Consider the following 21,888-nt stretch of genomic DNA (forward strand, 5'->3'; position numbering starts at 1 on the left):
GGCCGCGATCACGACGCCCGTCGCGACCGCGCCTGGAAGATCCGCTGTTTGGCCGCCGAGGTCGCCGCCGAACGATCCTCTCGCGGCACGCTGCCCCGATCGATCAGCTGCGCCTGTCCGGCGATTGTCGGGTACTGGAAGAAATCGGCGATGGCGATATCCATCCCTAACGCCGAACGCACGGCGACCTGCAAGGCGATGGTGCGCAACGAATTGCCACCGATGTCGAAGAAGTTGTCCGTGGTACCGATGCGTGCCACCGGAGTATCGAGCACCTGCGACCAGACAGCCGTCAGCGCGCGTTCCGTCACGCCGGATGCCGCGACATGGTCACGCGCGATCGTCTCGATGTCGTGAACGGGCGGCAGGGCCTGCCGATCGACCTTGCCGTTAGCCGAGAGTGGCAACCGATCCAGCATCGCGAAGCGGCATTGCTGCATATACGCGGGCAAGGTGTCGACGAGGCTGCGACGCAGCTGCACCATGAAGGCCGCGGTGTCTGCCGCCGCACCGGCCGCGGGCACCACGTAACAGGCGAGGACCTGGTCCGCCAGTTCGCCGGTGACCGTCGCCACGGCATCGGCGACCAGCGGATGCTCGCGCAGGCGGGCCTCCAGCTCACCCAGTTCGACGCGAACACCGCGCAACTTCACTTGATGGTCGAGCCTCCCGAGATACTGGATCTGACCGTCTTCAAGCCACCGCGCAAGGTCGCCTGTGCGGTAGAGTCGCTCGACCGAACCGTGCAGCGCACGCGTGACGAAGCGCTCCGCCGTAAGCTCTGGCTTGTTGAGATATCCCTGTCCGACCTGCACTCCGCCGATGTGCAGCTCGCCGGGAACGCCGATCGGTTGTTCACGGCCGCGCTCGTCGAGGACGTATAAGCGCGTGTTCGCGATGGGACGGCCGATCGGTACGATGCCATCGGGACGCAGCACATCGAACGGCCACCAGCTCACTTCGATCGCCGTCTCGGTCGGTCCATAATGATTGATCAGCCTTATACCAGGGAACGCCGCGATGCTTTCGGCCTGCAATTCACGGCTGATCGCTTCGCCGCTTGCCATGAGAAAGCGCAATGCGACGAGTCGGCGCGGCTCGGCCGCGCGCAGGAACATCTGGAGCATCGATGGCACGAAGTGCAGCACGGTAACGCCATGGCGCGAGGCTGCATTCTCGATGTAACGCGGGTCCTTGTGCCCCTCGGGCGCGGCAAGGACCACCGTGGCGCCGACCATCCAGGGCCAGAACATCTCCCAGACCGAGACATCGAAGCCCAGCGGGGTTTTGTGCATGACCCGATCGGAAGCGACAAGATCGAACTGCCGCTGCATGGCGTGCAGTCGGTTGCATACGCCGCGGTGTGCATTGAGCGTACCCTTCGGCACGCCGGTCGAGCCCGAGGTGTAGATGACATAGGCCAGGTCGTCCGGGGCCACGACGTGCCCCCCGCGATCGGAGGGCCATGCATCCCAGACGGTGGCACCCACATCGACGATGGCGGCCCGGTGACCGGCCAGCCGCAACGCAGTAGCGGTGTCGGCCAGCACCACCGACGCACCACTGTCCTGAAGCATGTAGCGCAGGCGGTCATCGGGCAGCGCATGATCCAGCGCGACGTAGGCCGCGCCCGCCTTCATGATCCCGAGCAGACAGGCGAGCATGGCCGGGGAACGCGCCATGCCATGCCCTACCCGTTCGCCCGGCACGATGCCATGCGTCGTCCGCAGGAAGGCCGCGATACGCTCGGCCCACTCATCCAACTCGACGTAGCTTAGTTGTCCCGCATCATGAATGACGGCGATTGCATCGGGCGTGGCAGCGACGCTGGCCTCGAATAGTCCGATAAGCGTGTCGTGCTGCGGAAAGGCGACATGCGTGTCGTTCCATGCCGCCAGGCGGGCCGCATCTCCGGGCGCAACGATGGGCAGGTCCGCAAGGAGGGTTTCCGGATCGGCCAGCACCACATCAAGGATTTGACGGAATTGCGCGGCCATGCGTTCGATACGCGGCGTATCGAACAGTGCGGTCGCGTAGGCCCAACGCAGGCTCAGACCGGTCGCCGATTCCGCAATCTCCAGCTCGAGGTCGCACTTCACTCCGTTGAAGGCGGAATCGAGCACGTCTAGCTGCAGCCCTGGCAGGCTTGCCCGGGCGACCTCGGCCGGATGCAATGAGAACATCACCTGGAACAAGGGGGAAAAAGCGCGCGAGCGCTCGGGATTGAGCCGCTCCACCAGCCACTCGAAGGGCAGCGCGGCATGCTCCATGGCAGCCATGGTGTCGTCGTGCACGGAACGGACGAAGGCGTCGAAGCTCGTCGCCGGATCGATCGCCGCCCGCAGAACCACCGTATTGACAAAGAAACCGATCATCGGTTCGAGGTCCACCTCATCGCGCCCGGCCACCGGTACGCCGAGTGTGATGTCCTGCTGCCCGGACAGCCGATACAACAGCGCGGTGAAAGCCGACTGCAGGATGACGAAGAGCGTGGTGCGGCGTTCGCGCGCGAAGACACGCAGGCGATCGAGCAGGTGCTCGCCGATCGTATCGTTAAGCGCCGCGCCGTCGAAGGACTGGCGGGCCGGTCGCGGTCGGTCCGTCGGCAGCGCATGCACGGGAGGAAGACGGTCGAGCCGTTGTTGCCAATAACCAAAGATGGATTCGGGGACGTGTGCAAGGCGTTGCCGCTGTCGACGCGCGTGATCGGCGTACTGCAGGCGCAGCGGTGGCAGGAAGGCAGGTCGCCCCGCGCGATACGCCACGTAATGTGCCTGGAACTCGCGGACCAGTACACCCACCGACCAGGCGTCCGCCGCGATATGATGCAGGGTGACCAGGAGGACGGCTTCGTCGTGCGCACAGTGCAGCAGGGCGCCGCGTAGCATGTCGTCGCGTGCCAGGTCGAAAGGCTGGGTGGCCTCGGCCGCGATCTCCGCGGCGATCCAGGCGTCGCGGGAGGTCACCGAACCCTCCGGAGGACGTCGGCAGGGAAAAACTGCCGGCATCGGTGCCCGCACGACCGCGTGCACGTCGGCGCCATCGCCGGCAAACCGTGTACGCAGCACGTCGTGCCGGGTCAGGATGGCGTCGAAAGCGGCGCGAATGGCGTCGACATCGATCTCGCCGCGCAGGCGGATGGCGACCGGAAGGTGGTAGTGGGCGCTGCCGCCTTCGAGCCGATCGATGATCCATAGGCGTTGCTGGGCAAACGACAACGGCGCCCGCGCACTGCGACGCAGGGCGTCGACCAGCGCCTGTTCGTCACGACGGAGGCGTTCGATCAACGCCTCGGGCACCTCGTCGATCGGGTACTCCACGTCGAGCCGATCGCCATCCAGCGCGATCACGATGTCGTGCCGTTGCAGTTCACGCATCAGTCCTTCGATGTCACCGGATGTCATCAGGCAGGCTCACCGAGACGGGCCCTGTGCTGAGCGGCGGCGGTCGTGGCTTCGGCTTCGTCGAGCGCGGCGACGATCGCGTCGCCCAGGCGGGTGATCTGCGGCTCATTCATCAGCGAGCAGTGGTTGCCATGAATCGATACCACGCGCAACTGCTCCCGCTGTAGCACCGCACTCCAGCCCAGGCTCTCATCCCACCGGCTCTCGCCGTTGGCCGAGAACAAAGTAACCTTGGCCCGCAGCGTTCCTGGGCGGAAGTCGTAAAGGGCAACATCCATGCTGTGACGATAGGCCAGGTGCCGAACGGCCAGCTCGTTGTCGACACCCTGGGGGATGAAGCCGGCCTCGCGCATGCGATCCAGCATGGTCTCGTAGTCGCCCCTGCCCGCCAGTTCACGCATGCCTGCGACGATCGGCTCGGGCAAGGTCTTGGGCAGCATGCGCATGATCGATCCGACCGGGTCGAAGGCCAGTGCGTCCTCGCGGTTCGAACCGTCGGCAGCCACCTCGAACGGAAATTCGTACTCACGGGGAGTATCGATCAAACCGAGGAATTCGACATCGTCGCCCGCGGCTTCAAGCTGCACGGCTATCTCGTGCGAAATGGAACCACCCGCCGACCAGCCGGCTACCCGATAAGGACCCTCCGGTTGCAGGTGGCGCATGCCATCGATGTACAACGCCGCCATCTCGGCGACCGAAGTCAGTGGCGTTTCGCCTGCGATCAGGCCACGTGCGGCGAATCCATGCATGGGAATATCACGGTCGATCCAGTCGGCCAGGGTGAAGGCGTAACCGATTTCGCCCAGGCCCGCATGGACGATGAACAGGGGGCGGCGCGTTCCGTCGTCTCGTACGGTGGAGACGTTGGGAAAGGCCGAAGCGCCCTCCTCACCCCGGACGACAGCTGCCAATGCCGCCACCGTGGGGTTGGAGAACAGCAGGCGCAGCGGAATCTCTACACCGAAGCGTTTGCCCAGTCCATAAACCATGGGCAACGCAAGTACCGAATTGCCGCCCAACTCGAAGAAATCGTCGTTTCGCCCGACCGTTTCCAGTTCCAGCAAAGCCTGCCAGTTTTCCGCGATCACGCTCTCGACCTCATCGGCCGGCGCCTCGTAGTCGCGCGTGACGACGGACGCACGTCCGGGCGGCGGCAAACGATCGCGATCGAGCTTGCCGTTCGCGGTCAGCGGGTAGGCAGGCAGGATGACGAAGGCGCTGGGCAGCATGTAGTCGGCGAGTTCCTCCAGCAGCTTGTGACGTAATTCCGACGTCGCCAGTTGCGCGCCGTCCTCGGCGATCAGATAGGCAACAAGGCGCTTGTCGCCGGGCCGGTCTTCCCGGGCGATCACCGTTGCCGCCCGCACGCCGTCGCAAGCGACGAGACGCGCTTCGATTTCGTTGAGCTCGATGCGAAAGCCACGGATCTTCACCTGAAAATCGTTACGGCCCAGGTACTCCAGCTCGCCATTCGCCTGCCAGCGGGCCAGATCGCCGCTCTTGTACATGCGCGGTCGCGATGGATCGAACGGATTGGCGATGAAACGTTCCGCCGTCAGGTCGTCGCGATGCAGGTAGCCACGCGCGACGCCGGGGCCAGCCACGTACATTTCCCCGGTGACACCCGGCGGCACCGGCTCCCGCTGGCCGTCGAGCACGTAGATGCGCAGGTCGTTCAAGGGACGACCGATCAGACTGCCTCGTCCGCTGCCGATGGTCTCGCGTGATAGCGGCCGATACGTGGCGTGGACGGTGGTCTCGGTGATGCCGTACATGTTCACCAGCCGCGTTGATTGTGGGTCGTTGCACTCGATCCACGGCTTCAACGAATGCAGTTCCAGCGCTTCTCCGCCGAACACGACATAACGCAGGCTGTGTTCACCGCCTTCTTCTTGCTGTGCAGTGATGAAGCGACGGAAGGCACCTGGCGTCTGGTTCAGTACGGTGACCCCCTCGCGGCAGGCAAGTGCGTAGAACTCGCGAGGCGAGCGCGCGCAATCCGCCGAAACGATGACGAGGCGGCCACCGTAGGCCAACGCGCCCCAGATCTCCCAGACCGAGAAATCGAAGGCGTACGAATGGAACAACGTCCAGACGTCGCTGGCATCGAAGGCGAAGTCGGGCTGGGTGGTGGACATCAGCCGGTGCACGTGACGATGCTCGATGAGCACGCCCTTCGGTCGACCCGTCGAGCCGGAGGTGTAGATCACATAGGCAAGATCGCTGGCATCCAGACCAGCGACGATCGGCGTGGTCGACGGATAACCGGCGAGAGCGGCGGCGTCATCGAGCAGAATCGGAGTCTTGCCCTCCACGTGGACGCGAGCAGCGAAGGCCGATTCGGTCACGATCGCCAGGGGTGCGCTGTCTTCGAGCATGTAAGCCAGGCGATCGTCCGGATAGCCCGAATCGAGGGGAATATAAGCCGCGCCCGACTTGAGCACGCCGAGGATGGCGACGATAGTCGACAGCCCACGATCCACGCAGATGGCGACGAGTTCATCGGGACCCGCGCCTTCGACGATCAGGCGGTGCGCAAGTCGGTTGGCACGCGTATCGAGCTCCCCGTAGCTCATCGAGCTACCCTCGAAGGTCAGCGCTATCGCATGGGGATGTGCAGCGGCGTGGGCTTCGAACAAACGATGGATGGGCTCTGCAGGTTCTTCTGCCAGCGCCGCGCCATCGAGACCGAGCAGCTTCCGTCGCTCGTCGGCCGTCATCAAAGGCTGGCGGGCGATCGGCCGTTCGTCGTCGGCCAGCATACCGTCCAGTAGCGTGAACCACTGCGTGAGCATGCGTTCCGCACTGATGCGATCGAACAGCGCCTCGGTGAATCGCAGGTCGAGAACGAAGCCGTCCGCCTGTTCGATCACGCACAAGGCCAGGTCCATGCGTGGCGGCGCGCGGTCGTACTCGCCGGCATGCCAGCCCTCAGGACGAGCCTGGGCGGCATCCAGATGGCGATCGAAGCAGAACGTCGTCTGGAACAGCGGATGATGCCCGCTGGCGAGGCGCGGGCGTGCCTGTTCGACGACACGTTCCAGCGGCGCCTGTCGCTTCTCCATCGCCGACACCCACTCGACACCTACACGACGCACATAAGCCGCCGTGGTTTCGTGATCCAGGGACGTCACCCGAACGGCGAGCGTGTTGCCGAAGGGTCCGACCGTCCTCCCCAGGGGGTCACTATCGCGGAAGGATACGGTCACCCCTGTCACCACGTCTTCCTGCCGCGACAAACGCGACATCAACGAGGACCAGGCGGCGAAGAGCACAGCCTCCACCGGCGTATCGTGGCGCGTCGCCAAAGCGCGAAGCCCAGCGGCCGTGGCGGCTGGTATGGTCGAACGGACGGAGCCCCTGGCGCCCCGGTGCTCTAAGGGGCGGGAGCGGTCAAGCGGCAGTTCGAGCAGGGCTGGCGCACCTTCCAACCGTGTCTTCCACCAGCTGGCGTCGTCGTCCAGGCGGCGTTCGTGCAGCCACCCGCGCTGCCATACGGCGAAATCCGCGTAGCGGAGTCCAGGGGATGGCATCGGGACGTCAGCCATCGCGAGAGAGGCCGCGTACGCGGCGCCGAGATCCGCCTCCATGATGGGCAGTGAGTTCGCGTCGGCAGCTATGGCATGCACAGCCAACACGAGCACGTGCGTGACCGTGTCCAGATGAACCAGCGTGCATCGGATCAGCGGACCAGCCTGCAGATCGAACGGACGTGCGATCTCGGATTCCGTCCACGTATCGAGCGACGCGGTGCGCTCATGCTCGACTACCGACGACAGATCGACGTGGTGAAGTGCTACGTCACGGCCCTCGACAGGGATCTGCCGTGTACCGCCCTCCCCGGCATCGAAGCGCGTATCGAGAAGTTCATGGCGTCGCACGAGGACCTTGAGCGCCGTGCGCAGCGCATCTTCATCCAACGAGCCGTCCACGCGAATGCGCAGGAGCCGGCAGGCCTCCTCGGCAGCCAGGCCAAGGTGATCGGTGAGCCATAGCCGTTCCTGCGACCATGACAACACCGCCGGACTGGAAAGCAGCGTCTGTGCGGGGGTATTCATCGGAACATCCTTGAAATTCATGATAGGCCAGCGCTCCGACGGTCGATCGTCGCCGCAAGCTCGGCGAGGGTGGCCGCCTGGAAGACATCGGTAAGCGATATGTCGCTCGCGAGAGAGGCGCGGACCGCCTCGTGCAGCCGCACGGCGGCCAGCGAATGGCCGCCAAGGTCGAAGAAATTGTCATCGCGACCGATGGGCGCAACCTGCAGCAGGTCGTGCCAGATCGCAGCGACGCGACGTTCGGTGTCGCTATCCGGTGCCGCGAATTGCGCAGCCGCCACTGCCGACACGCCAGGCACGGGCAAGGCGCGGCGGTCGACCTTGCCATGGGCGGTCAACGGCCATGCGACCAGGACAGTGAAGCTTGCCGGAACCATCGGTTCGGGCAACACCGCGAGCAAGGCCTTGCGCAGATCGCCGGGTTCGGGTGTCTGGCCGTCCACGGGAATGAGGTAGGCGGCGAGGCGCCTGTCACCGGCAACATCCTCGCGGAGCATCACCAATGCCTCGTGCACACCGGCGCATTCCGAAAGGCGCGCTTCGATCTCGCCCGGCTCGATGCGATGACCACGAAGCTTGACCTGATGATCGGCCCGCCCGATGTACTCGAGCGCCCCGTCGGCTCGCCAACGAGCCAGATCGCCGGTGGCATACATCCTTCCCCCGTCGACCGCGAACGGATCGGCGAGGAAGCGCTCCGCGGTCAGCGATGATCGATCGAGATACCCGCGGGCGACGCCGTCGCCACCTACGTACAACTGCGCTGCCACGCCAACCGGTACCGGCTGGCGAAACGTATCGAGAATATAGGCGCGAACATTCGGCAAGGGGCGCCCGATAGTAGGAACCGTGCCAACCACGGTCGCGAAGGTGCTATCTACGGTGCACTCGGTGGGACCGTAGACGTTATGCACCGCGCTGCCAGGCAACGCGGCAAGCCGCTGCCACAGCGACACGGAAATCGCCTCGCCACCGACCAACACGCGTTTCACGCCGAGGTCGCCACGCACGGCGAGAAGAGGCTCGAGCTGCGCCGGCGTGCAATCGAATACGTCGATGCGCTGCTCGTCCAGAAAAGCACGAAGGGCAGCCGGATCGTTTCGTACGGCCGCCGGCACGATGACCAGCGTGTGGCCTGAGAGCAGTTGGACGATGCCTTGCCAGGCCGCATCGAAGGTCAGTTCCGCGTTCAGTGCGACCCGCGAACCGTCTTCGATCCCTTGCATCACGGTGTACTGCAGCGCCCGCCACAAATGCAACACCTGCGCGTGTTCGACGAGCACGCCTTTCGGCGTGCCCGTCGAACCCGACGTGTAGATGACATAAGCGAGGGAGTGCGTATCGATGGTATCCACCAACACGGCTTCGTCCGGGCACGGTTCGTCCAGGCAAAGGATGGTCGGGCTGCCGAACGCCAGCTCGCTCGCGAGTGCAGTCACGGTAAGAACGAGCGTAGGAGCGAAGTCGTCGTAAAGCATGGCCAGACGAGCTGGCGGGTGGCGTGGATCCAAGGGCACGTGCACAGCGCCGGCCTTGAGCGTTGCCAGCACACCGACCAACGCATCGACGCCACGCGGAGCGACCAGCGCGACACGCGATCCAGCGCGGACGCCTGATGCATGCAGGCGTGATGCCCAGGCGTCGCTACGGCGATCCAGCTCGGCGTACGTCAGCTCGACGCCCTCGTGCGCGACGGCGACTCGGCGTGGTGTGGCTTTCGCCTGTTCGGTGAAACGCCCGTGGATGGTCGTGCTCGAACTTGCCGGCATGCGCAGACCGTTGGCCAGCCCGATTACTTGACGACGTTCATCATCGCCAAGCAGGGGCAACTGGCCCATCGGACGCATGACGCCGCGTTCATCGTCGTCGACGATGGCTCGCAGCAGGCATTCCAACCGCTCCTGCATGAGTGCGATGGTTCGCTCATCGAACAGGTCGCTGGCGTACTCCCACTCACAATGTAGCCCGTCGCCCTCCTCGATGATGTTGAGCGTGAGGTCACATTGCGCCGTGCTGCCGTTGGCGACCAGCTGCTGCAGATCGATACCCGGCAATCCGTGGGGTGCCAGTCCCGCGTTCTCATAGCGGAACATGACCTGGAACAAGGGCCCATGAGCGAGCGCGCGGGCCGGACGAACCGCCTCGACGACACGATCGAAGGGAAGGTCCTGGTGTTGGAACGCGTCGAGTGCGATACGGCGGGTATCGGCAAGGAAGCTGCCAAAATCCTCCGTAAGATCCACCCGCCCCCTCATCACCAAAGTGTTGACGAAGAAGCCGATAAGATCGGCCGTCTGCGGGTGCTCCCGATTGGCTATCGGCGTACCGACGCAGATATCTTCCTCGCCACTATGCCGGGCAAGTAGCAGCTGGAAGGCCGCGAGCATGGTCATGTACATCGTGCAGCCATGACGCTGCGCCAGCCGGCGCAGCGGGGCATCGAGCCCGGCGGAGAGCACCGCGCGACGATGTGATCCGCGATAGCTGAACACGGCGGGGCGTGGTCGGTCGGTGGGCAAGCCCAGCAACAGAGGGGCATCGGCCAGCCTGTTTCGCCAGAAGTCGAGCTGCGCCTCCATCCGGGCGCCATCGAGCCATTGCCGTTGCCAGGCCGCGTAGTCGGTGTACTGGATCGGCAGCGGTCGCAATGGCGACGGACGCCCCTCACCGAAGGCGGCATACAGCGCAGCCAGCTCACGCATGAAGACCGCGATCGACCAGCCATCGCCCACGATGTGTTGAAGATTGATCAGCAACACATGTTCGTCCGAGACCGTTTGAAGCAGGGCCGCCCGGAAAAGCGGCCCTTCGGCCAGATCGAAGCGCCAGTTGGCATGGTCATGCCGCAAACGCTTCACCTCGATGTCGCGCTCCACCGCCGGCAGGGCCCGCAGGTCGATCCGCTCCAGGGCCGCGAAGGGTGGGAGAATACGCACTCGCGGCTCGCCATCCACGGTGGGAAAGCACAGTCGCAAGCCTTCGTGACGCTCGACGATAGCCGCGAAAGCCATGGACAGCGCATCGCTGTCCAGATTGCCGCGCAGCAGCAAGGCGCGCGGAATGTTGTACGCGCTGGCCGCATTGCCCAGCCGCGCGAGCATCCATAACCGCTGCTGTGCGAACGACAGCACGGGCTCGTCCGCGCGCCGCGGAATGGATGCGACAGCCCCACCTGGCGCCTGCTCGTCGAGCCAGCGCGCGAGGTCGCGAATCGCCGGGTGCTCGAAGATCACCCGCAACGGCATCTCCACGGAAAAGCGGGTGCGAATCGCGGATGCCAACTGCGTCGCCAGCAGGGAGTGACCACCGAGTTCGAAGAAATGGCCGAAGACGCCACGTGGTGCATGCCCGAGCAGTTCGCCGTAAAGAGCCAGCAACGTCGCCTCGGTACCCGTTGCCGCAGGTTCGTCCGTTGCCGTGGATACCGGCTGCGAAGGCGATGGAAGCGCCCTGCGGTCTAGCTTTCCGCTCCCAGTGGAAGGCAAGGCATCGAGCCAGATGAATTGCGATGGGATCATGTACTCCGGCAGCTGCGCGGCCAGCAGCGCACGAAGACCGATCGCGTCGACGCGCCCTTCCCCGCCCGGCACCACGTAGGCGACCAGACGCGCGCGATCGGTGCTTTCGCCTTCCCACAGGATCACGGCGGCCTGGGCAACCCGTGCGTGTTCGACCAGCACGCTTTCGATCTCGCCGGTTTCGATGCGGAAACCACGCAGCTTGATCTGTCTGTCCAGGCGCCCGAGATACTGGATCTGCCCATCCGCCAGCCAGCGGGCACGATCACCTGTCCGGTATATCCGCTCGCGCTTACCAGCGATCGTTCTCTCGACAAAGCGTTCAGCGGTCAGGTCCGGCTGGTTGAGATAGCCCTTACCGACCTGCACACCGGCGATGCACAGCTCGCCGGCCACGCCTACGGGTTGTTCGCGGTCGGATGCGTCCAGGATGTACGTGCGTACATTGGCCGTCGGCCGGCCGACGGGAACGACGCGATCGGCCCGAAGCGTGTCGAAGCACCACCAGGTCACTTCGATCGCGGTTTCGGTGGGACCGTAATGGTTGTACTTGCGCACGTGCGGAAACAACTGCACACACTGCGCCTGCAACTCGTATGAGAGCGCTTCGCCGCTGGTGAGAAGGTAGCGAAGATCCGGTAGCGATACGGCCGGATGCGCGCGAAGGAAGGCATGCAACATCGACGGGACGAAATGCGCGACGGTGATGCGCCGATCGGCCAGCAGCCGCGCCAGGTAATCGGGATCCCGATGTCCCTCGTGCGCCGCCAGTACCAGCGTGGCGCCCGCGGAAAGCGGCCAGAAGATCTCCGACACCGAGACGTCGAAGCTCAATGGCGTCTTCTGCAGGACGCGATCCGAGCCACCGAGATTGAATTGCGCCTGCATGCCCTGAATCCGGTTGCAGACGCCACGATGCAGGTTGAGCGTGCCCTTCGGGCGGCCGGTCGAACCCGAGGTATAGATCACATAGGCCAGTTCGCCTGCTGACGCGAGCGCAGCCGGCAAGGCTGCATCGACACCCTCTTCGTCGAGCGCGTCGGCGAGAAGCACGGGCACCCCGGTCAGATCGGTAAATACCACCGCGTCCTCGGCACGACTGACCAGGGCCGTCGCGCGACAGTCGCCTACCATCCATAGCAGCCGCTCCGCCGGTAGAGAGGGGTCCAGCGGCACGTACGCTGCGCCCGTCTTCATGACGGCGAGCAGGCTCACGACCATCTCGATGCAGCGCCCCATGCCGACGCCGACGACATCGCCGGCGCCGATGCTGTACCGGCTCGCCAGGACGCGGGCAAGGCGGTCGCTGAGGCGGTTCAGTTCGCTGTAGCTGCACTCGCGATTCCCTTCGACCAAAGCGATCTGCGAAGGCGATGCCTGCACTGCGCGGAGCACCAGCGAGACCAGGGTCGCCTCGGTATCGACAGGAAAATCCGTCGCATTCCAGCCGGCGATTCGTTGCGCGTCGTCGGTGGTGCGAATCGGATAATCGGCCAATCGACGCGAAGGATCCTCGATGACGCCATCGAGCAGCGTCTCGAAAGCACGGTCCATGTTCTCGATCGTTGCCCGGTCGAATATATCGGTGTTGTAGTTCCAGCGCGCGAGCAGGCCGTCCGCGTTCTCCCGCACCGTCAGCTCGAGGTCGAACTTGACCGAGGCGTGCTCGTCGTTTCGCAGCGGGGCGATGCGCAGCCTGGGAAGCTCGATCGCGCCCACCGTGGCGGCACGGTTGTTCTGCAGGGTAAATGACAACTGGACCAACGCATTGTAAGCGAGACTACGGGCTGGGTTGATACGGTCGACAAGCATTTCGAACGGCACGTGATGATGGTCGTGGGCTTCGAGCATCATCGTGCGCGATGCCTGCAGGAGATCCAGGAAGGTCCGCTCGCCGTCACAATCGCTACGCAGGACGAGCGTATTGGTGAAATAGCCGATCATCGAGGCAAGCTCGGGACGGGTGCGTGCCGATATCGGCGTGGCGATCGCGATATCGCTCTCTCCACTCCAGCGCGATACGAGCAGGGCGAACACCGCTTCGAGCAGTGTGAACAAGGTGACATCACAGCGTGTGCAAAGCGCCTTCAGGGCGGCATCGTGATGTGCGCCGAAGCGCCGCGTGTGGCGGCCGCCATGGATGGTGCGTCGCGGCGGTCGCGGCCTGTCGAGCGGCAACGCATGCACTTCCGGCAGGCCTTGCAGCCGGCGTGTCCAGTAGTCGAGCTTGTCATCCAGCACGGCGCCTTGCAGCCAACCCGTAAGCCAGAGCGAGTAGTCGGCGTACTGCACCGGCAGCGCAGGCAAGGGGTTTGCAAGACCATCGCGATAGGCCTCGTAGAGCTTGCACATCTCATCGAGCAGGACGTCCATCGACCAGCCATCCGAAGCGATGTGATGCTTGGTGATCAGCAGGACGTGCCGATCGGCATTCAGCCGGATCAGCGTCGCCCTTAGCATCAAGTCATGTGCGAGATCGAAGGGCGTCTTCGCTTCGATGGCGGCGAGTCGCTCCATGGCGGCCTCGCGGTCGGCCACCGGCATCGGCAGCAGGTCTTTCCAGGTAACGGAAAGGACAGCGCGGTCGTTGACGATCTGCACCGGGCGGCCCTCACCGCCCTCGCGAAAGACGGTACGCAGGCTCTCGTGCCGTTCGACGATCGCGCGCAGCGCGCGTTCCAATGCACTGCGGTCGAGCTCGCCACGAAGGTCCAGCGCAGCGGCCATATTGTAGTGGACGCTCCCCTCTAGCTGGTCGATAAGCCAGAGGTTTTGTTGCAGGAACGACAGCCCTACCGGTACACCTTCCGGCCGGCGAGGAATGCGTTCGGGAGCGGCGGGAGCGGCGGATGCCGCCTGCAGGCGAACCCTCAGTTGCGGCTTGAAATCCTGGATGCGCCGGGTCAGCTCGGGCGTCAGCGACTCCCTGGCGCCACGCACCCGCAGTGCGTCGCCGTCAAGGTAGAGGCGAATGCCGGCGCGCCGCAGTTCGACCAGCAGGCTTTCGATGTCATCGTCGAGGATGTTTGCGTCCGTCATGTCGTTCCGAGTTCCGTCATTGGTTACTCCCTGCCGCGCGCTCAGGCCTCGGCCTTCGCCGGGTGCCGGGCTTCGGCGCACCACCGAGCCAGTTCGCTCAATCGTGAGCGCTCGAAGACCACACGCAACGGCACGTCGATACTCCATTCCTGACGCAATCGGGCGGCGACGCGCATCGCAAGCAGGGAGTGACCGCCCCGCTCGAAGAAGTCGTCATCGGCGCCGACTGTCTCGATCGCGAACAGATCGCTCCAGATCGACGCGAGCACGCGCTCCTCGCCCGTGAAGGGCTCCCGATGAAGCCGGGCCACCGCCAGTGCCGGTTCTGGCAGGGCGCGGGCATCAATCTTGCCGCCCGGCGTCATCGGCAACCTGGCCAGGACCACGTGCGCCGAGGGAATCATGTAATCGGGCAAGCGACCGGTCAGCGCATCGCGAAGGGCCCCGGCAAACCCCGCATCGTCCGCACACGACGCGTCGTCCGGCACCACGTACGCAACCAGCCGACGATTCGAGCCCTCACCCTTCACCCGCACGTGGGCCTGGCGTACGGACGCCAACGCTTCCAGCGCCGATTGCACTTCACCCGGTTCTATGCGGAAGCCGCGGATCTTTACCTGGGCGTCGATGCGGCCCAGGAACTCGATCTCGCCATCGCCGCGATAGCGCGCCAGGTCACCCGTGCGATAGAAACGGCGGCGTCCGAATCGCGGTGGATCGACCGTCACGAACGCGCGCGCCGTGACCTCGGGCAGCCCGACGTATCCTGTGCCGACACCCTCGCCACCAAGCAGGAGTTCGCCGGGAGCGCCGAAAGGTACCGGTCGAAGATCGGCATCGACCAGGCAGACCACAACGTTGTCGATAGGGCGACCGATCGGAACGGCACCGCGAAAGTCGGCCGAGAGCGTGTGGCAGATAGCGCCGATCGATGCCTCCGACGGTCCGTAGAAATTGTGCAGGCGCACCTGCGGGAGCACATCCGCGCAGCGCCGGGCCAGCGTCGGCGTGGTCTCTTCCCCACCCACCACGATGTCCCTGAGCCGGATGTCCGAGGCTTCCCCACCGTCCGCCGCGAGATGCTCGAGGTACAGGCCGAGCAAGGCCGGGGTGAAGTCGGTGAAGGTGACCTCGTGTCCAACTACCAGCCGGGCCACGTCGGCGATGTCGAAGGGCCCGTCGAAACGTGGCACGACGGTGGTGCCGCCCTTGATCAACGGCCAGAAGAACTGCCAGACCGCGGAATCGAAACAGTGGTGCGTGGTCTGCAGGACGACTTCGTCGGCAGCAGCATTGAAATGGCGGCTCATGAAGACCAGACGGTTCACGATACCGCGGTGCAGGTTCAGCGCCGCTTTCGGCGTACCCGTCGAACCCGACGTGTGAACCGCGTAGATCGTCGCTTCGGAATCGTGCGGCATATCCGGATTCGCCGCGCTTCGACGACGATCCGCCATGACCAGACATGGCGGTACGCCGCCTGTATCGGTGCGGGTATCGCTGATGAGAACCCGCTTTGCGCCCAGCGCCGCGATAGCAAGACGGCGACGCTCGTCGGGCCATGCGATATCGATGGGGGCAAAGGCAGCGCCGGCCTTCATGATGGCAAGGAAGGCAAGCGGCACTTCGACGCCAGGGGACATCACCACGGGAACCAGTTCGCCGGGGCCGACGCCATCGGCGATCAGCGACCCCGCCAGCGCATTCGCCATGCCGTTGAACTCGGCGTAGGTCCAGCGCTCGCCCGCACTGATCACGGCGGTGTGCAGAGGCGTCAACGCCACCTGGCGTTCGATCAGCCGATGCACGCCCATCTCGTTGGGGTATGCCTTGCCGGTGTCATTGAGCTCCGACATCAACCTGAGGTCGGCCTTGTCGAGGAGGTCGATCGCCTCCACCGGCGTATCGACTTCCGCAAGCACCGCCTCAAGCACCCGTCGATAGGCCGTCAGCATGCGCGCCACGCTCGATGCGTCGAACATGTCGCTGTCCGCGTCCCAACGCAGAGCCAGGCCGTCGGCATCCTCGACAATGGCAATGTCCAAGTCGAACATGGAAGTGACTGTCGCCGAGGGACGGACATCGATCTCCAATCCAGCACATTTGAGCTGGCGGTGATCCACGTTCGGCATGGAGAAAAGGATCTGGAACACGGGCGTGAAACTGGGGCTGCGCTCGGCGCGCACGACTTCGGCGACACGCTCGAACGGGACCTCCTGGTGTTCGTAAGCCTCCAGACAGCGCTCACGGCACGACGCGAGCAGCTCGCGGAACGTCATGCCCGGACTCAGTCGCGCGCGAAGTGCCAGGGTGTTCGCGAAGTAACCGATTAACGGAGCGAGATCCTCGTGCGTGCGTCCTGACACCGGCGTCCCCACCACGATATCGTCGCTGCGGCTCCAGCGTGCGAGGACGACCACCAGGGCAGCATGCAACACCATGAATAAGGTGGCGTCGCCGGCTCGTCCGAGGTCGCGCAAGGCGTCCGTGGTAGTGCGATCGAAACGCCAGGTCAGGCGGCTCGCGACGCTGCCTTTGCGTGGAGGACGCGGATGATCAAGCGGAATGCCGTGTACCTGAGGCAGATCCGCCAGCGCGTCGCGCCAGTAAGCGAGATGGGCAGCCGACCTCCCCTCATCCATACGGCGCCTTTGCCAGGCCGCATAGTCGGCGTACTGGATCGACAACGGCGGGAGAACGACAGGAGCGCCGGCATGCGCCATGGCATAGGCGTCCGAGAACTCCCGCAGAAAAAGATTGATCGACCAGCCGTCGGAGGCGATGTGGTGCATCGCCGCGAGCACGGTCCACACGCCATCCTCGAGCCGGACCAGGCACACCCGGAGCATGGGATCGCGACGCAGGTCGAAGGGCCGTTCGCGGTTCCAGCGAACCAGCCGCACCACTTCCCGCTCGCGTTCGTCTGGCGCGAGCGAGCGCAGGTCGTGCTGGTCCATCTGCACGCTGGCTTCCGCCAGAAGTACCTGCTCAGGCTCTGCGCCATCGTCGCGGATCACCGTGCGCAGCGCCTCGTGCTTGCTCAGGATGGCGGACATGGCAAGACGGGCGGCCTCGATATCGAGGGCACCGCGCACATCGAGCGCCAGGGGTATGACGTACTGCGCGCTGCCCTCCAATTGGTCGATGAACCAGAGTCGCTGCTGCGCGAACGAGAGCGGCCTCGATGTGCCAGATGGAGCCCGTGGAATCGTCGCATCCTCCCCTTCACCGGTTTGTCTCTGCGTGAGGAAGGCGATCAGCTCGTCCTTGCGCGTACGGATCGAAGCACCCAGGGCGGCATCGATCGCGCCCGGCGCGGATCGCGATTTCAGTTGACCGCCATCCACGACAAGACGTATGCCTCGCTCGTGCAACTCCATGATGAACTCACGCGTGTTATTCATACGCTTACCAAACCTGCTCGTGTTCGGTGTGGGGGTCGATGGGCGATGCCACGGCGGTACGGGACACGGCATCGACCAGACCCGCCAGGTCTTCGATGTGCCGTGATTCCAGGAAGTCACGCACGCCGAGATCGACCTCCAGGCGGGCATTGATCGATGCGACCACCCGCGTCGCCAGCAACGAGTCGCCACCGAGTTCGAAGAAGTTGTCGTGACGCCCGATGTCGCCGTAGCCAAGCGCATCCGCCCAAAGCGTCGCCAGGGCCGATTCCGTGCTTGTACGGGGCGCCGCATAGGCGACGCCTTGCGCCGGCCGCCGGCGGTTCCCCAACGCGCTCGCGGATGGCTCGTCACGGCCGATGTCGCGACGTGAGGCGATCTGGCGCGATGCGATGTCCCGCGTGGATACAACAATATGAGCCAATCCGCGGCTGCGCAGTATGCGTTCGAGGGCGTCGAGGCCTTGGTCGACACTCATGGCCTGTTCCAACGCGAGGGCTTTCAGCGCGCGAAGGTGCTCGGGCACATCGGCGTCTTCGGCCATCCCCGTGCGCCAGGCATCCCATCCGATAGACAGCCAACGCGTCGCCGTATCCGTCACGGCGTCCTGTGCGAAGGCATCCAGATGGGCGTTGGCCGCGGCGTAATCGAATTGCTTTATCCCGCCGACCACGGCGGACAACGAAGAGAAGAGCAGCACAAAGGCCGGCGGCGCCGACGCCATGGCATCACGAAGATGATGGACGCCGTCGATCTTTGGCGCGAGTGTCCGCCGGATCATGGCGGCATCTTTTTCACCCAGCAAGCCACGGCCCGGCAAACCGGCGAGATGGAAAACGCCGTCGACCCTGCCGAAGCGTCGCTGCGTGCTCGCCATGCCCGCCACGACGGAGGCGCGGTCGCCCATGTCGACCGCAAAAGCCTCGATCTGCGCGCCCATGGCCTCGATCTCCTGCATGAACGCGATGTCCTCGCGCAGCGTCGCAGGCGTATCGGACGCGGCGATCAGAGCCGGCCAGGCGGTTCGCTCCGGCAACCCGCGGCGACCGAACAACGCGATGCGTACCCCCGGAGTCCTTGCCAGCCATCGGGTCACGGCCTTGCCGATGCCACCGAGACCGCCGGTGACCAGATAGTTACCACCGTCGCATATCTGGGTGTCCTCCTCGCTGGAAAGCGAGACAGGCTCGCATAGCTCGGCCCATAGCCCACCACGACGTAACGCCATGACGCGAGCCTGATCGGTCGGAACCTGCGTCAATGTGGCCCACGGCAACGTCGTCGATGTGTCGATATCGATCACGCCGACCTCGATGAAGTGCAACTCGTCCGCGACCACCCGCGCGGCGCCGGCGAGCATAGCCGCCTCGGGCGCGAGCTTCTCGCTACCGTCGACGCGAAAGGCATCGGCGCTGAGCACATCCAGGGCCGGTGCCGCGTCGAGTACCTGGGGCGAGAGCGCTTGGGCGAGATGAAGCAGTCCCACCAGGGCGGTGGCAGGCGCCATGCCTTCGGCCTGCCACGCGAAGACGACGCGACGTGGCAACCAGGCATCCGCGTGCAACCGGTCGAATAGTGCGATGAAATCGGCGGGCGCGTCGACATCGATCATCGTCGGCGCGATGTGCCGCACGTCGTGACCAGCCGCGCGCCACGCCTCGGCGACGCCCCCCTGCCCGGCGCCGAAGACCAGCACGCGCTCGTTCGGCTTAGCTGGTGGCTGCGGCCGCCGCACGAGTTTCCACGACGGCGCGTAGAACCATGCCTGGATCGGGTTGCGAATCGCACTTCTGTCCTTCGGCGCCGGCGGTTCCCCGGTGGGATCCAGCCAATGGCGCTCGCGCTCGAACGGGTACGTCGGCAAGGGCACGCGTCCGAGGCCCTTCGAAGACGGCCAGCGCACGTGGAGACCCGCACACCACAGCTGGCCCGTGGCCGCGAGCATGCGCCGTTCGTCACCGGCATGGGCCGGGTCGAGCAAGGTAACGACGCGGTCGCCTGACCGGAGTTGCCGGCGAACGAGCTGTGAAAGCGCCCGGCCGGGACCTACTTCCAGGAAGACGACCGACTGGCCCGCGTTCGCAGTCGCAAGACCCTCGGCAAAGCGAACGGTACCGAGCATATGCCGGACCCAGTAGTCGGGGTCGGTAGCCTGCGCGTCCTCGATCCAGTTGCCGGTAAGGTTGGAGATGTAGCGCTGGCGCGGTGGTGAGAGGGAGATGGTCGCCAACGCCGTGCGTAGCCCGGCCGCCGCATCGCGCATGGACGGGCTGTGGAACGCGTGCGACGTCATCAGCGAACGCGTGGCGACGCCATCCTGTTCGAGACGAGCGGCAAGCGCCTCCAGGACGTCGGTTGGCCCGGCGAGCACGACGCTTTCCGATCCGTTGATCGCAGCCAGTACCACGTCGCCATGCAGATGATCCTGCATGGCGCTGGCGGGAGCGGCAACGGCAAGCATGCTACCGGGTGCCTGCGCCTGCATGAGGCGGCCGCGTAAGGCGGCCAGTCGCACGGCGTCCGTGATCGACATGACACCAGCGATGCAAGCGGCTACATACTCGCCCAGACTATGCCCAAGCATCGCGTCGGGTGTCCAACCGCGCTCCCGGCAAACCTGCGAGAGCGCGTAGGTCATGATGAACAACGCCGGCTGTGCCACTTCCGTCTCATTCGCCCGCGGCGCCGCCTCGTCGAACAAGGCCGCGCGGACGTCGTTTTCCGTAGGCTGGCCGGCCAGCGCGAGAAGACAACGGTCCACTTCGTCGCGGAACGATGGCTCGCTCGCATACAAGGTCCGGGCCATACCCGCCACCTGACTGCCCTGCCCCGGGAAAAGCCAAATCACTTTCGGTGCCACGGCAGTCCGATTCGCACCGCCTATGCCTTGTTCGAGTTGCCCGACGGCTTCGGCACGATCCACTGCCACCATGGCCGCACGGAACGCATGGGCGCGACGTCCCTGCTGCAAGGTAAAGGCGACATCGGCCATCGATTGCTCCGGGTGAGCCCGCATGTGCGCCGCGAGTTGCCTCGCCTGATGGTCAAGCGCGGCCTCACTGCCTGCCGACAACACGAGCAATACCGGACCTGACGCGGGCGACGCGGCGCGTGCGCGCGGCTGGCCGAGAATCACGTGCGCATTGCTGCCACCGATACCGAACGAACTCACTCCGGCGCGACGTTCACGACCATCCGCCGGCCACGAGACGGTGTCCCGTGGAATGTGAAAGGCACTGCCTTCTATCCCTAGCGCAGGATGCTCTCGCGTCAGATGAATCTGCCTGGGAAGGACACCATGGTAAACGGCGAGAGTCGCCTTCATCAGGCCGACGATGCCTGCCGCCGTATTCAGGTGACCGAAGTTCGCCTTGGCGGATCCAACGGCACAGTAAGGGCGTCCCGTGGCGGACGGCGGGTAGACCTTAGCCAGCGCGCCGAACTCGATCGGATCGCCCACGGGGGTACCCGTACCATGCGCTTCGATAAAACCGATCGCCTCAGGTGCGACGCCTGCGAAGGCTAGCGCCTCGCGAAGCACCTGCTCCTGCCCGCGCGGACCAGGTGCCGTATACCCCGCTTTCGCCGAACCGTCGTTGTTACTGGCATAGCCATCGATCGTGGCGTACACGTGATCGCCGTCGGCCAGCGCATCGGCATAGCGCTTGAGCAGCACGACGCCTGCACCATCGGCGAAAGCCGTTCCGTTGGCGGCGACGTCGAACGGCCGGCACTGTCCGTCCGGCGAGAGGATGCCGCCTTTGCGGTGGCGATAGCCGACGCCCGCGGGCAAGTCGAGACGCACGCCACCAGCAAGGGCCATATCGCAGTCATGACCAAGGAGGGCCTTGCAGGCCTCGACCACCGCGACCAGCGCAGAGGAGCATGCCGTGTTGACGCTAATACTCGGACCAACGAGGTTCAACCGGTACGACACCAGCGTGGTGAGATAGTCCTTGTCGTTCCCATGCGCGTGCTCAAGCAACGTCTCGTTGAGCGCCTGCCCTCGACGTCCGGGAAGAATGTGATGAAGCATGTAGGTACTGGTAGCCGACCCGGCAAAAACGCCGATCGCACGGGGCTCATCGCCACCCGGATACCCGGCCGACTCGAGCGTTTCGTGACAGCATTCAAGGAACACGCGCTGCTGGGGATCCATGAAGCTAGCCGCGCGCGGGGTGATCCCGAAGAACGCCGCATCGAAGTCTTCGATGCCCTCGAGCGATCGCGTCGAGCGAACATAATCCGGATCACGCAGGTCCGTCTCCGCGACGTGACGATCGCGCAAGGTGGCCTCGTCGATCGGGCGAGCGGTATCGTGACCTTCGATCAATGCCTGCCAGAGCGCATCCACGTTGCCGATACCCGGCAGACGGCACGCCATGCCGATGATCGCGATACGTCCCGCGTTCGCTTCCTCTTCGATTGTCGGATCGATCCTGTCCATCTGTCGCTCCCACCC

General features: G+C 64.9%; 5 protein-coding genes. All 5 read right to left on the reverse strand.

Features of this window, described 5'->3' with window-relative positions:
• Positions 1-8: 8 nt before the first annotated feature.
• The 5 genes from HB634_RS03040 to HB634_RS03060 are packed head-to-tail and all read right to left on the reverse strand — an operon-like array spanning position 9 to position 21,873.
• Complete coding sequence (locus tag HB634_RS03040; protein WP_213947489.1) at positions 9-3,404, reverse strand: non-ribosomal peptide synthetase; 3,396 nt, start codon at positions 3,402-3,404, stop codon at positions 9-11.
• A complete protein-coding gene (locus tag HB634_RS03045; RefSeq protein ID WP_213947490.1) occupies positions 3,404-7,465 on the reverse strand; it encodes a non-ribosomal peptide synthetase in 4,062 nt (1,353 codons plus the stop codon). Before HB634_RS03045 ends, HB634_RS03040 begins: the two co-directional genes overlap by 1 nt.
• A gap of 17 nt (positions 7,466-7,482) precedes the next feature.
• A complete protein-coding gene (locus HB634_RS03050; RefSeq protein WP_213947491.1) occupies positions 7,483-14,022 on the reverse strand; it encodes a non-ribosomal peptide synthetase in 6,540 nt (2,179 codons plus the stop codon).
• 41 nt (positions 14,023-14,063) lie between these two features.
• Positions 14,064-17,426: a non-ribosomal peptide synthetase gene (locus tag HB634_RS03055; protein WP_213947492.1), complete on the reverse strand. Its 3,363-nt coding sequence runs from the start codon at positions 17,424-17,426 to the stop codon at positions 14,064-14,066.
• A gap of 4 nt (positions 17,427-17,430) precedes the next feature.
• Positions 17,431-21,873, reverse strand: coding sequence for a type I polyketide synthase (locus HB634_RS03060; RefSeq protein WP_213947493.1), 4,443 nt, complete (start codon positions 21,871-21,873; stop codon positions 17,431-17,433).
• Between the last annotated feature and the right edge of the window lie 15 nt (positions 21,874-21,888).

This window comes from Luteibacter sp. dw_328, from assembly GCF_018449605.1.
Classification (GTDB): Bacteria; Pseudomonadota; Gammaproteobacteria; order Xanthomonadales; family Rhodanobacteraceae; genus Luteibacter.